Origin of the sequence: Emticicia oligotrophica DSM 17448, assembly GCF_000263195.1 — a bacterium.
GTDB lineage: Bacteria > Bacteroidota > Bacteroidia > Cytophagales > Spirosomataceae > Emticicia > Emticicia oligotrophica.
Genome location: NC_018748.1, coordinates 809,412 through 823,524 on the forward strand (window position 1 = coordinate 809,412; position 14,113 = coordinate 823,524).

At 35.5% G+C, this 14,113-nt stretch carries 11 protein-coding genes and 2 tRNA genes; 6 read left to right on the forward strand and 7 right to left on the reverse strand.

Annotated elements, in window-relative coordinates; translation table 11 throughout:
• Nucleotides 1–38: 38 nt before the first annotated feature.
• Nucleotides 39–995: an NAD(P)/FAD-dependent oxidoreductase gene (locus EMTOL_RS03465; protein ID WP_015027880.1), complete on the forward strand. Its 957-nt coding sequence runs from the start codon at nt 39–41 to the stop codon at nt 993–995.
• A 243-nt stretch (nt 996–1,238) separates the two neighbouring features.
• Nucleotides 1,239–2,501, forward strand: a complete 1,263-nt coding sequence (locus EMTOL_RS03470) for a hypothetical protein (RefSeq protein ID WP_015027881.1) — start codon at nt 1,239–1,241, stop codon at nt 2,499–2,501.
• Nucleotides 2,502–2,508: 7 nt separating this feature from the next.
• Here the strand turns inward: EMTOL_RS03470 and yiaK are convergent, their stop codons facing one another.
• Nucleotides 2,509–3,528: a 3-dehydro-L-gulonate 2-dehydrogenase gene (gene yiaK / locus EMTOL_RS03475; protein WP_015027882.1), complete on the reverse strand. Its 1,020-nt coding sequence runs from the start codon at nt 3,526–3,528 to the stop codon at nt 2,509–2,511.
• Between the two features lie 290 nt (nt 3,529–3,818).
• Here yiaK and EMTOL_RS03480 point away from each other — a divergent pair, with 290 nt between their 5' ends.
• Nucleotides 3,819–4,367 (forward strand): fasciclin domain-containing protein, encoded by a 549-nt coding sequence (locus EMTOL_RS03480; protein WP_015027883.1) that lies wholly within the window; start codon nt 3,819–3,821, stop codon nt 4,365–4,367.
• 85 nt (nt 4,368–4,452) lie between these two features.
• Here EMTOL_RS03480 and EMTOL_RS03485 read toward each other — a convergent pair whose 3' ends face one another.
• Together EMTOL_RS03485 and EMTOL_RS03490 are read right to left on the reverse strand one after the other, a co-directional pair.
• On the reverse strand, nt 4,453–4,692 hold the full coding sequence (locus tag EMTOL_RS03485; protein WP_015027884.1) for a hypothetical protein: 240 nt from the start codon (nt 4,690–4,692) through the stop codon (nt 4,453–4,455).
• A 24-nt stretch (nt 4,693–4,716) separates the two neighbouring features.
• Nucleotides 4,717–6,153, reverse strand: a complete 1,437-nt coding sequence (locus EMTOL_RS03490; RefSeq protein ID WP_041693868.1) for an NADP-dependent isocitrate dehydrogenase — start codon at nt 6,151–6,153, stop codon at nt 4,717–4,719.
• Between the two features lie 91 nt (nt 6,154–6,244).
• Here EMTOL_RS03490 and EMTOL_RS03495 point away from each other — a divergent pair, with 91 nt between their 5' ends.
• The gene (locus tag EMTOL_RS03495) at nt 6,245–7,168 is read left to right on the forward strand and encodes a LysR family transcriptional regulator (RefSeq protein WP_015027886.1); all 924 of its coding nucleotides are present in this window, start codon (nt 6,245–6,247) and stop codon (nt 7,166–7,168) included.
• 270 nt (nt 7,169–7,438) lie between these two features.
• On the opposite strand, the gene EMTOL_RS03500 is transcribed toward EMTOL_RS03495, so the two are convergent.
• The 4 genes from EMTOL_RS03500 to nudK all read right to left on the reverse strand — a co-directional run bounded on the left by EMTOL_RS03500 (nt 7,439) and on the right by nudK (nt 9,804).
• On the reverse strand, nt 7,439–8,404 hold the full coding sequence (locus EMTOL_RS03500) for a sodium-dependent bicarbonate transport family permease (protein WP_015027887.1): 966 nt from the start codon (nt 8,402–8,404) through the stop codon (nt 7,439–7,441).
• Nucleotides 8,405–8,775: 371 nt separating this feature from the next.
• Nucleotides 8,776–8,849 (reverse strand) — tRNA-Pro (locus EMTOL_RS03505).
• A gap of 110 nt (nt 8,850–8,959) precedes the next feature.
• A tRNA-Ser gene (locus EMTOL_RS03510) sits at nt 8,960–9,047 on the reverse strand.
• Nucleotides 9,048–9,225: 178 nt separating this feature from the next.
• Nucleotides 9,226–9,804: a GDP-mannose pyrophosphatase NudK gene (gene nudK / locus EMTOL_RS03515; protein ID WP_015027888.1), complete on the reverse strand. Its 579-nt coding sequence runs from the start codon at nt 9,802–9,804 to the stop codon at nt 9,226–9,228.
• A gap of 56 nt (nt 9,805–9,860) precedes the next feature.
• On the opposite strand from nudK, the gene EMTOL_RS03520 reads away from it, so the two are divergent.
• Both EMTOL_RS03520 and EMTOL_RS03525 read left to right on the forward strand, forming a co-directional pair.
• Nucleotides 9,861–10,607: a DeoR/GlpR family DNA-binding transcription regulator gene (locus EMTOL_RS03520; protein WP_015027889.1), complete on the forward strand. Its 747-nt coding sequence runs from the start codon at nt 9,861–9,863 to the stop codon at nt 10,605–10,607.
• Between the two features lie 558 nt (nt 10,608–11,165).
• A complete protein-coding gene (locus EMTOL_RS03525; RefSeq protein ID WP_015027890.1) occupies nt 11,166–13,985 on the forward strand; it encodes a TonB-dependent receptor family protein in 2,820 nt (939 codons plus the stop codon).
• Nucleotides 13,986–14,113: the final 128 nt, after the last annotated feature.

Genomic DNA, 14,113 nt, shown 5'->3' on the forward strand with positions numbered 1-14,113 from the left:
GTTAAACATATAACATTTGACCAAAAATCTTTTAATCATTGAAAAACTCTTGTATCATCATCGGTGCGGGTCTATCGGGTTTAGTAGCTGCACACGAGTTAGTCAAAAATAACTGGGAAGTATTAGTACTCGACAAAGGACGTGGCGTTGGCGGACGCTTAGCCACTCGAAGAGCAGCAGAAGCTAAATTTGACCATGGGGCTCAGTATTTTTCAACCAAAACACCTGATTTCCAATCTTTTGCCGAAAATCTGATTCAAAAACAAATTGCTAAAGAATGGCAACTTCAAGAAGGCAGTGCTAATTTTAGGCATGCTCGCCTTATCGGAATCCAAGGAATGAGCAGTATCGCAAAATTCTTGGCTGAAGGCTTGTCAATCAAACTCAGTGAAAAAGTAATTCATATTGAAGAAACAAATAATGGCTTTTCAGTAAAAACTGAAGCAGGAAACTCATTTGAGGCAAAAGCCATTATCTGTACAGCCCCCGCCCCACAGGCAATTGAATTGATGACTAATAGTCATTTGAATTTTCCTGAAATTGCTCAATTACAGCAAATCAAATATCATCCATGTATTGCCGTGATGGCAAATTTGAAAGAAGCTAGCAATATTCCTCAACCGGGTGGAATAGCTTTTGAAAATGGCCCGATAGCTTGGATTGCTGATAATTATCAAAAAGGTATCTCTCCTGCCTATGCTATTACGCTTCATGCAAGTCCAGCTTTCAGTTCAGCCCATTTTGATGATGATTTAATGGAAGTTGGAAAAAATTTACTTAAGGAAGTAGAAAATCTAATTCCAAGCGATTCGATTGATTCGTATCAAGTTCACCGCTGGCGATATAGTTTAGCCTACGAACGTTTAGACGAAAACTACCTGAGAGCTTTCACGGAATCACCTCTCATTTTTGCAGGAGATGGTTTTGGCATTGGAAGTATTGAAGGAGCATATCTCTCAGGAAAAAGTGCGGCACAAGATTTAATCAAAACCTAACTATAATAACAATTATTCACAAAGCTTCTAAAAGAGAGTTCTTTTAGAAGCTTTTCTTTTATAGATTCCCTCGATATGCCGTGGTACGACTTAGAGTCGAACCACGGTTTATAACCTATTCAATTAAAAAAGTTTTTTCAAAAACCATAACCTATTGACTATCAGCAAAATAATTTCAAGTTTGTATTTACATTCTCAAGAGTTTTAGTTTATATTTACTTAATTTCTTTAAACGCTTGAGCCATGTCTAATAGATTCTTACCTCTGTTATTGCTCTTGTTTGTGGGGCGAAGTTTTGCCAACTCCATTCTGATTCCGATGGATGATGCTCAAAGCAATCATCTGAAAGCCTACGGAATTGCTTACATGACCCTAAAAAACAATACCGAAATCGACTGGCTACTTAATTTTCGAGGCGGTAGTTTTTTGGCTCCTTACTCTTCAAATCTACAAAAAGAGTGTTTGGTAAGAGGGGTTTCATTTGAAGTTATTTCAGACGCAGAAGTACAGCAACTAAAACAGCAAATTGCCAATCCTGATGTAAATATGGAGACGATGCGGCTACATAAAGCAGCTCGCATTGCGGTTTATTCTCCTTCAAAAATCAGTACTTCTTCTTTTGAAGATACTGATGCAGTTCTATTAGTTTTAAAATATGCTGAAATACCATTCGAGGTTGTTTATGATGAAGAAATCTTGCGAGGAGACCTTAATAAATACGATTGGCTACACTTGCACCACGAAGATTTTACTGGCCAATTTGGGAAAAATATGCGTCGAATGAGCTATAAAGATATGAAAGCTCAAGAAGAAATTGCTCAACGACTGAAGTATAATAAAATTTCGACATTGAAACTCGACGTTGCAAAAACTATCAAAGCTTATTGCATGGGAGGTGGTTTTTTATTTGCGATGTGTTCGGGAGCAGAAACACTTGATATTGCCCTTTCGGCCGAAGGGGTTGATATTGTGAGTAGTAGATTCGATGGTGATAACATTGATAATAATGCCCAAGCTAAACTCGATTTCAGTAAAACAATAGCTTTTGAAGATTTTATACTTTATCTGAGCGATAGTGAAGGTTATGGTTATAACTCAATGTCATTCTCTGATATTAACGCTTCAAATGGGAGATTTGACGAAGAAATTAATAGTTATTTTAATCTTTTCGATTTTTCGGCTAAATGGGATTTTATTCCTGCCATGCTCGTACAAAACCATGAACATTTAATTCGGGAATTCATGGGACAAACCACTGCTTTTAATAAAAAAACGGTTAAATCTAATGTTTTAGTGATGGGAGACAGTAAAGAATCTGACCGATATATGTACGGTGAACTAGGACTTGGCCAGTGGGTTTTCTACGGTGGCCACGACCCCGAAGGCCGGAGAGGTTTTCATAGAACTCCCACTGATTTGAATCTTTTTCCACATTCACCGGGTTATCGGCTTATTTTGAATAATGTGCTTTTTCCTTCTGCCAAAAAGAAGAAAAGAAAGACTTGATTTTAGCTTACAATGACAAGATTTCTTCCCAAACATTTTTCAACACTGGGATTCCGCTAGCGGTATTTTTTTCTCTCGTATTCAATACACGTTCACCCGGAAAAGTTATCTTTTTTTCCTCTGAAATTGGATTTGATTGGTGATAATCTTCGATTATTCGCTCAACAGCTGCTGTTATGGCGGAGTGATTACCTAATTTTTTCACGTCAATAGCAATATATACTTGTGAAAGACGATACTCAACTTCCTCTTTCGAAATTTCGTGCGTAGATAAACCGCCCGACAATACCGCTGAAAGAATATCTAAAAGTAATGAAAGTCCCGCTCCTTTCCAATAACCTACTGGCATCGACCGCCAAGATTTCAGAATCGCATTTGGGTCATCCGTCAGATTTCCTTCTACATCATAACCACCAATAACCGATAGTTTTTCACCTTTCATAGCAGCTAATTCCATCGCTCCAAACGAATACTGCGACATAGCCATATCAAGCACAATCGCCTCATTTTCAAAAGGTAAAGCCATAACCAAAGGATTATTTCCGAGCTTTGCATCAGTTGCCCCCCACGCCGGCATATTGGCAATAGTATTTGTCCAACCAATAAATACAAAACCCGCCTTTGCTGCCTGCCAACCATAGGTTCCGCCCCTCATCCAGTGATTAGTATTGGCCAAACCTACGCAGCCAATGCCGTTTTCTGCGGCCAAACTCATCGCCCTTTCTGTTGCATGAATAGCGTTTAAAGGCCCAGGCCCTAAATTTCCATCCCATTGCTCAATCGCTCCAAATTTCGAAACTAAGCTTGGTTCAGCATCAGGTTTTACAAAGCCTCCTTGCAAATATTTGATAAATCTTGGAAAACGATTTACCCCATGCGTATAGATACCATCAAGGCTATTTATAGTAAAAATATCGGCACAAGTTTCGGCCTTTTTCTCTTCCAAACCATGCTTCAAAAGTATTTTCTTAAAAGTTTGAAACATCTCGTTTTTAGTTATCACAAGGGTATTGTTTTCGGCAGACATGCGTGTTTTCTTCTGATGGTTATGAGTAAAATAAATACACTCGCAAGGTAAGAAAAAAGCAGAATAATCGGGGCAAGTTCTTGTCTATTTCAAACTTTTTTTTCCATTCACAAAAGTCTTTTTTTATAATAAACACAGATTCATTAATACATAAAATACTAATAATCAATTATTTATAAAATATTACATAAAGATACAAATCCAAATTCACTTTCTTTCCGTTAGTAAAGTCAACAAATAACAAATGTAAAACTATAAAACCAAGCGGAGTTCCGCATACAATTAAAACAATGAAAAAAATCGTATTAGTACTCGCTACAGCTTTCATTTCATTAAGCTCATTTGCACAAAACGAAAAGACAGTAATGGTAGGTGGAGCAGCGATGTATCCATCAAAAAACATTATTGCAAATGCAGTTAATTCTAAAGACCACACAACACTTGTGGCCGCAGTAAAAGCAGCAGATTTGGTAGAAACTTTGCAAGGAACTGGTCCATTTACGGTTTTCGCCCCAACCAATTCAGCTTTCGATAAACTTCCGATGGGAACGGTTGAAACTTTGGTAAAACCAGAAAACAAAGCTACACTTACAAAGATTCTTACTTATCATGTTGTAGCTGGGAAATTAAACGCTTCGGATATTGCAGCAAAAATTAAAGCAGGTAATGGAATGGCTACCTTAGTAACGGTAGAAGGTGGTACGCTAAAAGCCATGATGAAGGGTAAAAAGTTGGTATTAACCGACGAAAAAGGTGGGATGTCAACTGTAACAATTGCTGACGTAAATCAAAGCAATGGCGTAATTCATGTGATTGATACCCTTGTGATGCCTAAATAATTGATTTTCAAAATCTTTTATGCATTATTTTAATTAAGAAAGGCTCATCTTTCCTTTAAATTGGATAGATGAGCCTTTACTAATTTTAAAACGCAATTGAAGCATTCATCGAAACTGGTTCTTTTGAGTTTTCAAGATATTTACGAGCTTCGTATAAATCTTTTTGTAATTGCTTTATTCGATTCTCTCGCATCTTTATATCCTCTTCACTATCTTCTTTCGTGATGAGATTTTCTTGAAACTTAATTTTAGCATGAATTAGATTTGTTACTAAATCAGTGGCTTCTTTTTTGCCAAAATTTCCTTGAATGAGATTGATATTCATTTGTTTGTTATTTTTAGCGTTCAATTATTGTCCTTGACCCAACGAGAAGCCCATCTTTCCATCAAAAGTATAAAGGTTTTCAGTTTTGATAGTATCGATATTTAGTTCGATAGCATGGTTAAGTAAGCCAACAATATCATTCTTTGTAATTGCTTCTCCTTCAACTGGTTTGAATCTACAACGCCAATGGTCTGTACAAAAAGTTTCTTCAAATCCTTCTGGCCAAACCTTGATTCCACGATTAGTAATCATTGAAAGTTTCACTTTATCGGTATCAAGTCCTTTTACAATTTCAGCTAATTCATCAGGATTTTTACCTGCCCAATTGACAAACAAATCAACGCCCACTAACTCTTTTTTAGCAGGTGCTTTTCTCTCATACTTAGGTAAGTTAAGTTTAGCATTCTCTGCAAAAGTTACAGATTTTAACAATTTTGGTGTTTGACCTAAATTGGCAATCACGGCTTTCGCAAATTCTTTAGTACCTACTTTTTCCTTACTTACCCCTTCTTTATAAATATCGTAGGTATGAATTCCATCTTCAATTGTTTTCAACCACGCATTTTGTACTTTTTCAGCAATCTTACTTTGACCGATATGATTGAGCATCATGATTGCACCTTGTAAAAGGCCCGAAGGGTTGGCAAGGTTTTGACCTGCTCTACGCGGAGCCGAACCGTGAATAGCCTCAAACATAGCACATTCTTCGCCAATGTTTGCCGAACCAGCTAAACCAACCGAACCAGCAATTTGAGCCGCTACATCAGATAATACATCACCGTATAAATTAGGCATTACAATTACATCGAATGCTTCTGGCGTATCGGCCATTTTTGCCGCACCGATGTCAATAATCCAATGTTCGTTTTCAATTTCTGGGTATTCTTTAGCAATTTCATCAAAAACCTGATGGAATAATCCATCTGTTTGCTTCATGATATTGTCTTTTGTAAAACAAGTTACTTTCTTGCGACCATAATGCTTAGCATATTCGAATGCGTATCTTACGATTTTCTCACAACCAGGGCGACTAATTAATTTAAGACACTGAATTACCTCATCAGTTTGTTGGTGTTCGATACCTGCATATAAATCTTCTTCATTTTCACGAACAATAACCACATCCATTACTGGGTGCTTCGTATCAACAAATGGGTGTAAACTTACACACGGACGCACATTGGCATAAAGACCAAGGAACTTTCTTGTTGTTACGTTCAGACTTTTGTAACCACCTCCTTGTGGGGTTGTGATTGGTGCTTTCAAGAATACTTTGTTTCGGCGAATAACATCCCAAGACTCCTTGGCAATACCAGCAGTATTACCAGCTAAATAGACTTTCTCACCAACTTCAATTTCTTCAATTTCAATTTCTGCACCTGCGGCTAAAATAATCTCAAGTGTGGCATCCATAATTTCTGGGCCAATTCCATCTCCTTTTGCTACTGTAATCTTTGTCATGCTATTATTTTTTTGTTTTACGTTGCAAAATTCGGAACTAAAATTCATTTATTTTTATTTATATTTAAAATGATATACATAACAAAAAATTATGAATTATACACTTCACCAATTACAGGTATTTTTAAAAATAACCCAAACCGAAAGTATTACAAAGGCTGCCGAAGAACTTTGCCTGAGTCAGCCCGCTGTTTCAATTCAACTCAAAAATCTGCAAGACCAATTTGATATTCCATTGACGGAAGTTGTGGGAAGAAAAATATTTATTACTGATTTTGGGAAAGAAATTGCCAACGCTGCCGAAAAAATATTGAATGAAGTATATGCCATTAACTACAAAACAATGGCACATAAGGGCAAATTAGCTGGTAGATTAAAAATTTCGGTGGTTTCAACAGGCAAATATGTTATGCCTTATTTTCTATCAGATTTCATGCAAAAGAATGAAGGTGTCGAATTATTGATGGATGTAACAAATAGAGCTAAGGTTATTGAAAGCTTAGAAAAAAATGAGGTCGATTTCTCTTTAGTATCTATTCTTCCTGAGAATCTAAAAATAGAAAATGTAGAGTTGATGCAAAACAAGCTTTTCTTAATTGCTAATGCCCAGACGAACTTTAAAGAGAAATCGTATGATACCAATATTTTTGAAGAAATACCGATTATTTACCGTGAGCAAGGCTCTGGCACGCGTATGGTAATGGAGCGATTTATAGAAAATAATAAACTTCCTGTCAGAAAAAAAATGGAGCTAACATCCAATGAAGCTGTAAAACAAGCAGTAATTGCAGGCTTAGGTTGCTCAATCATGCCATTGATTGGGTTAAAAAATGAGCTCCTTCACGGCGATTTACAAATTGTGCCTGTTGATGGTTTTCCTATTACTTCTGTATGGAATTTAGTTTGGTTAAAAAATAAAGCATTTTCACCAGTGGCTTCCGCATTTTTATCGCATATCAAAGAAAATAAAGAAGCCATTATTCAACAAAAATTTGAATGGTTTGAAAAGTTCTAAATATGAATTCTTCTGAAGGGGTAACAGCGGGCAAATAATATTCAAATGATAAAACCGATAAAGTTTACCCTCTAATTCTTAAATCTCTTTCTATTAATAATTTTAACTAATTCATATTTTTGACCTTAGACCATGCCAAATCAATCATAAAAAAAGTTCTTAGGACGCCAAAATACATTTTTGTAAAGTTTCCTATCAAAACTTCTTATGTACGCCTTAAGAACCCTACCGAGATAGACCAAAGGCAGAAAGATTAATTAATCTTTCTGCTTAAAACGAATTTACAATCAGAAAATATAGTGGTAAACCTACCGTTATATTCATCGGGAAAGTAACTGCTAAAGCCATCGGTAAATACAAACCTGGATTGGCCTTTGGAACGGTGATTTTCATGGCTGCTGGTACTGCAATATAGGAAGCACTAGCAGCCAAGACTGCAAAAATAAATCTATTGGTTATATCTGAAGTGACTAATGAGCTTAAGATTGCGAAGATACACCCATTCAACAATGGAATAATTAAGGCAAAAACAAATGGGAATAAGCCAAATGAAAAGAATGATTTGAGCTTTCTACCACTAATTATACCCATATCTAAAAGGAAGATTGCCAAAAAGCCCTTGAATAAATCGGTGGTAAATGGCTTAATTCCATCTGCTTGTTTAGCATTGGCCAAAAGACCAATTATCAAACTTCCAAGTATCAATAATACACTACCATTTGTTAGAGAATGCTTCAACACATGTGAAATTTTAATGCTTTTCACGGTGCTCTCCTTATCAAATAAGGAAATTAATACTAAACCAATGATAATTGCAGGTGACTCCATCAAAGCCATAATGGCTACCATATACCCATGAATATTTAATTGTTGAGATTCAAGATATGTGGTTGCCGTAACAAAGGTAACGGCACTAACCGAACCATAAGCTGCAGCAATCGCACCCGAATCATAGACATTGAGTTTTCGCTTGAGAATAAAAAAAGTGTATAAAGGAATTAATAATGAAATACTTATACCCAGCAACATTGACCAAACAATTTCACTCGTAAATGCCTCATGAGCCAACTCTTGTCCACCTTTAAAACCAATAGAAAATAATAGATAAAGAGAGATAAATTTTGATGAATTAGGGGGTATTTCTAAATCACTTTTTAGTAAAACTGCCAAAATACCTAAAACAAAGAATAATAAAGCAGGATTACTAAGATTTTCAATGAGTAGATTAAAATTCATAATTTTCGATGTGAAGTAAAGATTTTGTTATTTAGTTTAGAAACCAATAATAAGTAAGCAGTTAGATTTTCAATACGATGAATAACACTTATTATTTGGATATTTTATTTCGGGGCACAAAATTCGGGAATCTTTTTAATAAATATTAATTTATATACTTAATAATTATTATAAATAATATTTATTAAATATGTTCTACTATGATCTTTAGTGCTAAAAATGAATATCTTTTTCTTCCTTATTTGTAGAGGGTTTATAAGAAAAAATATATTAAAAATACAGAAGAAAAGCCGTGTTTATACAAAGAAGACTTTATTTTTTCTTAGAAAGGTTATAAAACAAAAAATCCTCAGATTTCTCTGAGGATTTTGTCGGGGTGGCCAGATTCGAACTGACGACCTTTTGGTCCCAAACCAAACGCGATACCGGGCTACGCTACACCCCGAACTTTCAAACTTCATTACTCACTTAGTGGGTCTCTCCGTTTGGGACTGCAAAAGTAGAAACTTATTTTTACATTTCAAATTTTTGCAGAACTTTTTTTAAAAATTTTTGCGGAGAGGGCGGGATTCGAACCCGCGGTACGCTTTAGACGTACGACAGTTTAGCAAACTGCTCCTTTCGGCCACTCAGGCACCTCTCCTTCCGTTGTTACTCTGTTTGAGTTTCGGAGTGCAAATATAAAACACTCTTTTTAATTTTAAACAACACTTATGCCAATTTTTCTCAAAAAAAATAAACTTTTTTTTCCTACTGCGTATAATCTTCTGTATTTCAAACAGTTAGGCAAACATAGATTTTACAACTTACAAAAAGTTTTTTTAAAGCAAACCATGAATTTTTGCGTATTGCAGTAATATAATTGTTTTCCCATCTTTAATTTCACCAGTTTCTATCATCTTCATAGCTTTTTCGAAAGGAATTTCGAGCACTTCAATATTTTCTTGTTCGTCATCAACCCCACCACCTTCATTGACTTTCATTTCTTTTGTATATTCAGCAATAAAAAAGTGTAAAACTTCAGTTACAGATGCAGGAGACATGTAGGCTTCAAAAATCTTTTTTACACCATCAATTCTATATCCCGTTTCTTCTTCAGTTTCACGTCTAATACAATCTTCAGGATTATCTTTATCTAACAAACCCGCACATGCTTCAATCAACATACCAGTCTCGTTGCCATTGATATAGGTTGGCATCCGAAATTGTTCTGTTAGAATTACAGTCTTTGTTACTTTATTATAAAGTAAAATTACGGCTCCATTTCCTCTATCATGGGCTTCACGAGATTGTACCTTCCATTCACCTTTTTTATTTCGGTATTCAAAAATTATTTTTTTCAGTAAATACCAGTCATCCGATAACACCTTTTCTTCTATTATCTTAACATTTGAATTCATAAATGATTTATTTTGATTATTTTTGATTATATTTGACCAAATATTCAAAAAAAGAAATGAGTTATCAAAGTAGAAAGCAAAAAATATTAAAAATAGTAGAAGAAAAAGGCGAGGTTGAAGTGAAAGAATTGGCTTTATCAATCGAGACATCTGAGATAACAATTCGAAGAGATTTGGCACAAATGGCCGCCGATGGGCTTATTTTCCGTACTCACGGTGGGGCGATGAGTCTTAGTTTAACTCATTTACCACAAAGTTTCGAACAAAAAACGGTGACTAATATCGAGCAAAAAGATTATATAGCTCGATTAGCCGCACAAGAAATTCATGATGGAGACATCATCTTTATGGATTGCGGCAGTACAGTTTTTAGACTTTGTCAATTTATCAAAAACAAACGTATTAAAGTAATCACCAACTCACTTCCAGTAGTTTATGAACTGAGTAATACGGAAGTTTCAATTAATTTAGTTGGTGGAGAACTCGATAACCAAAGGCAGGCTATTCATGGGCAAATAGCCATAGAACATATACGAAAGTATCATGCAAATAAAGCTTTTTTAGGAGTTGATGGAATTTCAGTTGAAAATGGTCTGACCGCTTCCAGCGAAAAAGAAGCAGAAATTACCACTGCAATGTCAGATAATGCACAAATAACTTATCTACTTTGTGATGTGAGCAAAATAGGGAGAGATAGATATTTACAATTTGCACCATTGGATATCATAGATGTTTTGATTACCAACGAACACACTGAACTAATTAATCAATTTAAGGAAATTGGTATCAGAACTATATATTAGGTATTGTCAAATACTGGCATTAAAATTACTGTTTGGGCACTCTTTTGTTTTTTATAATTAAACATAAAAGCCTATAATATTACGCTTATAAAGGCATTCAATTACCACTCACTCAATTTTCTTAAAAAAAAACATACCTTTTAAAATATTGCTCCCTTTGCTCTCGTTATCAACTAAATACTTAGTTATTCCTCTAACAACCATTACAAACAAACACATTTTTATGAAAAACACTTACTATCTGTCGATTTTCTCTCGTAAATCATTCCTATAAATATGCAATTCTGAAAGTCTAAATTTCAAAACAAATTTTCAGTATTTCATCACATTTATTCATTCATCAAGAACTGATGAATTTATTTTGCCTCAAATATAAGATGCTCCGTAACCTTTTTAAACAAGTGTGGTAAGCATCTATGAACATCTATTGGAAAAATAGAATGATTCATGCAACAATCTTCTCGAAAGTGCGACTCTTGAGAAACAAAGAATGAAAAAGCATTACCCAAAATAAACTAAGGAATTTTTTCCGCCATACAAAAATCTATTTACACTATTATGAAAAAAGCTATTACGTTCATTTTTTTAATGATTTGCGGGACAGTTTTTGCACAAAACACAGCCCGTGTAACGGTAAAAGGGATAGTCATCGACTCATCGAATACTACTCTCCCCTCTGCAACTGTTATGCTTCTCACACCTAAAGATTCAGCTTTGGTTAGCTTCGGGAGAACCGAAACTGAAGGTCAATTTGAACTAAAAAGTGTGAAAAGAGGTACTTATCTCCTCAAAATTACCTACATGGGTTACTTACCCTATCAGCAAGAATTTACGCCAAGTGATGGAGCCATTACTGATTTAGGTAAAATTCAACTCAAGCCTATTATGAAAGAGCTTTATGAGGTAGTTGTCAGAACCGCAAAAGCTCCACTGAGCATTAAGGGCGATACGGTTGAATATAATGCTTCTTCGTTTAAAGTTCCTCCGGGCTCCACCGTTGAAGACTTGCTCCGTAAGCTCCCGGGAATGTCTGTTGACCAAGATGGTAATATCAAAGCACAAGGGCAAGATGTGAAGCGAGTGACCGTTGATGGTAAGCAGTTTTTTGGAGGTGATACCAAAATGGCTACTAAAAATATTGCTGCCGAAGCCATTAAAAAAGTACAAGTTTTCAGTGATAAAACTGAGCAAGCAAAAGCTACGGGTATTGATGATGGGAAGAAAGAAAAAACCTTAAATTTAGAGCTAAAAGATGAATTTAAGAAAGGTGGATTTGGTAAAGTTACCGCTGGCCTTGGGAATAAAGAACGAGCTGAAATCAAAGGAAATTACAATAAATTTGACCAAAAAAATCAGTTTTCATTAATCGGACTTGGAAATAATACCAACCAAGTAGGCATGGGTTTTGATGATTTTCAGGATTTTAGAGGTAGCCAATCTTTTAACTGGAATGACAATGCAGATTTTGGTTTCGGTGGTGGCGGACGGTACTTCATTTTCGGAGGAGATGAAAGCGATGAAGATTTATCCATTCCAATAGGTGGTGGCCGTGGACAAGGCTTTACCGATTCTTATGCGGCTGGTTTAAATTATAACTACGATACCAAGAAAAACAAACTGAGTTCGAGCTATTATTTCAATGGTAAAAACCAAATTTTAGATGCTCTTTCAAGCCGTCAGAATTTCTTGAATAATAATGCATCGTTTAATACGACTAACGATGATTATACTCGCAATCAAAGTTATAATCACCGAGTATCTTTCCGCTTAGAAAAAACACTTGATACACTCAATACCATTACGTTTATTGGCAACGGTAAACTTTCTAAAGGAAATACTCGCTACAATGGTCTCCAACAGTTTTTCACTGGAAGCAGCGAACTTTCAAACCAAACAACCATTAATAATCAAACGGGTTTCAACTCATCGGCGGCAGCTTTAACTGGCATTTACCGTCATAAATTCAAGAAAAAAGGTAGAATTTTTGCTATAAGCGGTGGCTATAACTTTACTAATTCTGATGGTGATGCTACCCAAGTTTCGTTGAATGAATTTTATAAAATTACTAGCACCAACGATTTATTAAGAAACATCAATCAGTTTAACTCTACCCTTAGCGACCGTAATCAGTTGAAAGCTAGTATGCTTTACGTAGAGCCTTTAGGCAAAAAATTTTCCTCAGAAACTTTCTATAACTTTAGTACCAGAAACAGCATTGTTGATAGAAATGTGCAAAACAGAGAATCGAATCTTCAAATTGACTCTCTTACCCGTTATTTCGAAAATACAATTTCTTTTAACAGAATCGGAACAAGTCTGCGTTATAACTACAAGGGTATCAATATTTCGGCGGGTGTGGCTGGGCAACAGTTTTCGCTCAGAGGTAATTTTACCCAACCAAAGAAACCCGAAACAATTGTTGACCAAAAATATTTTGTTTGGATTGGAAATGTGCAAGGAAGCTTAGACCTCAAAAACAACAAATACATGTGGTTTAGCTATGACCCGAATGTTTCGGAACCTTCTATCAAAGACCTTCAGCCAGTAGTTGATAATAGTAACCCACTGTTTATTCGAGAAGGAAACCCTGATTTATTACCACAAGTTGACCATAACCTTAATCTTGGTGGTAATTATTATAACCCAGGAAACTTCATGAATTTATACTTCGGCTTGAACTATAATTACCATGTAAATCAGATAGTTTATAACCAATATATTGATAATAAGACATTTAAGACCACCACTAAACCTATGAATATCACTGGTGGTTCAAACATGGGCACTTTCTTTGGTTTTGGTTTCCCACTCAAGAAAACTAAAGCTACTATGGGCTTTAATGGTAATATAAACGGAAGCAACAACCTAACTTATATCAATGATATTCTTAACGAAACCAATAATTTGAGTTATTATATGGGCTTGCGTTTAGACTTAACTCCATCTGATAAGTTTACTTTCTTTGGAAATGCAAACTTTGGTATCACCAATACAAAATACTCAATCAATACTGCCCAAAACCAAACGATTTACAACCACCGATTTAGCGGTGAAATGAATGTTAAATTCCCGAAAGATTTCTATTTGAATACTCGAATCAACTACAATGTATTCGTCAATGAGCGTTTCGGATTTAATCAACGTCAACCAATTTGGAATGCAGCCATTTATAAACAATTAGGAAAGTCGAAAAAAGCCGAAATTCGTCTGACAGCCTACGATATTTTCAATCGTAATCTAAATATCAGTCAGTTTGCTAGTCAAAACTATTATTCGGAGTCAAGAACCGAAACTTTAGCTCGTTATTTCATGCTAAGCTTTACCTATAATATGCGTGGCGTGAAAAATCAGATGCGTAGAAGTGGCGGTGGATGGTAGTTTCGGCTACGCTCAACTACCGAGTTCCGGCTACGCTCAACTACCGAGTTCCGACTAAGCTAGAATACCGAGTTTTGGATACAATTAAGTATTGAAGTTTCTGTCTTACTCAATTAGTGAGTCGAAGA

Excerpts from the sequence above, each read along its gene's own strand:
- EMTOL_RS03500 (WP_015027887.1), bottom strand. The coding sequence starts at position 8,404 with ATGAATTTTAATCTACTCATTGAAAATCTTAGTAATCCTGCTTTATTA.
- EMTOL_RS03470 (WP_015027881.1), top strand. The coding sequence starts at position 1,239 with ATGTCTAATAGATTCTTACCTCTGTTATTGCTCTTGTTTGTGGGGCGA.
- yiaK (WP_015027882.1), bottom strand. The coding sequence starts at position 3,528 with ATGTCTGCCGAAAACAATACCCTTGTGATAACTAAAAACGAGATGTTT.
- EMTOL_RS03490 (WP_041693868.1), bottom strand. The coding sequence starts at position 6,153 with ATGACAAAGATTACAGTAGCAAAAGGAGATGGAATTGGCCCAGAAATT.
- EMTOL_RS03520 (WP_015027889.1), top strand. The coding sequence starts at position 9,861 with ATGAGTTATCAAAGTAGAAAGCAAAAAATATTAAAAATAGTAGAAGAA.
- EMTOL_RS03485 (WP_015027884.1), bottom strand. The coding sequence starts at position 4,692 with ATGAATATCAATCTCATTCAAGGAAATTTTGGCAAAAAAGAAGCCACT.
- EMTOL_RS03495 (WP_015027886.1), top strand. The coding sequence starts at position 6,245 with ATGAATTATACACTTCACCAATTACAGGTATTTTTAAAAATAACCCAA.
- EMTOL_RS03525 (WP_015027890.1), top strand. The coding sequence starts at position 11,166 with ATGAAAAAAGCTATTACGTTCATTTTTTTAATGATTTGCGGGACAGTT.
- EMTOL_RS03480 (WP_015027883.1), top strand. The coding sequence starts at position 3,819 with ATGAAAAAAATCGTATTAGTACTCGCTACAGCTTTCATTTCATTAAGC.
- nudK (WP_015027888.1), bottom strand. The coding sequence starts at position 9,804 with ATGAATTCAAATGTTAAGATAATAGAAGAAAAGGTGTTATCGGATGAC.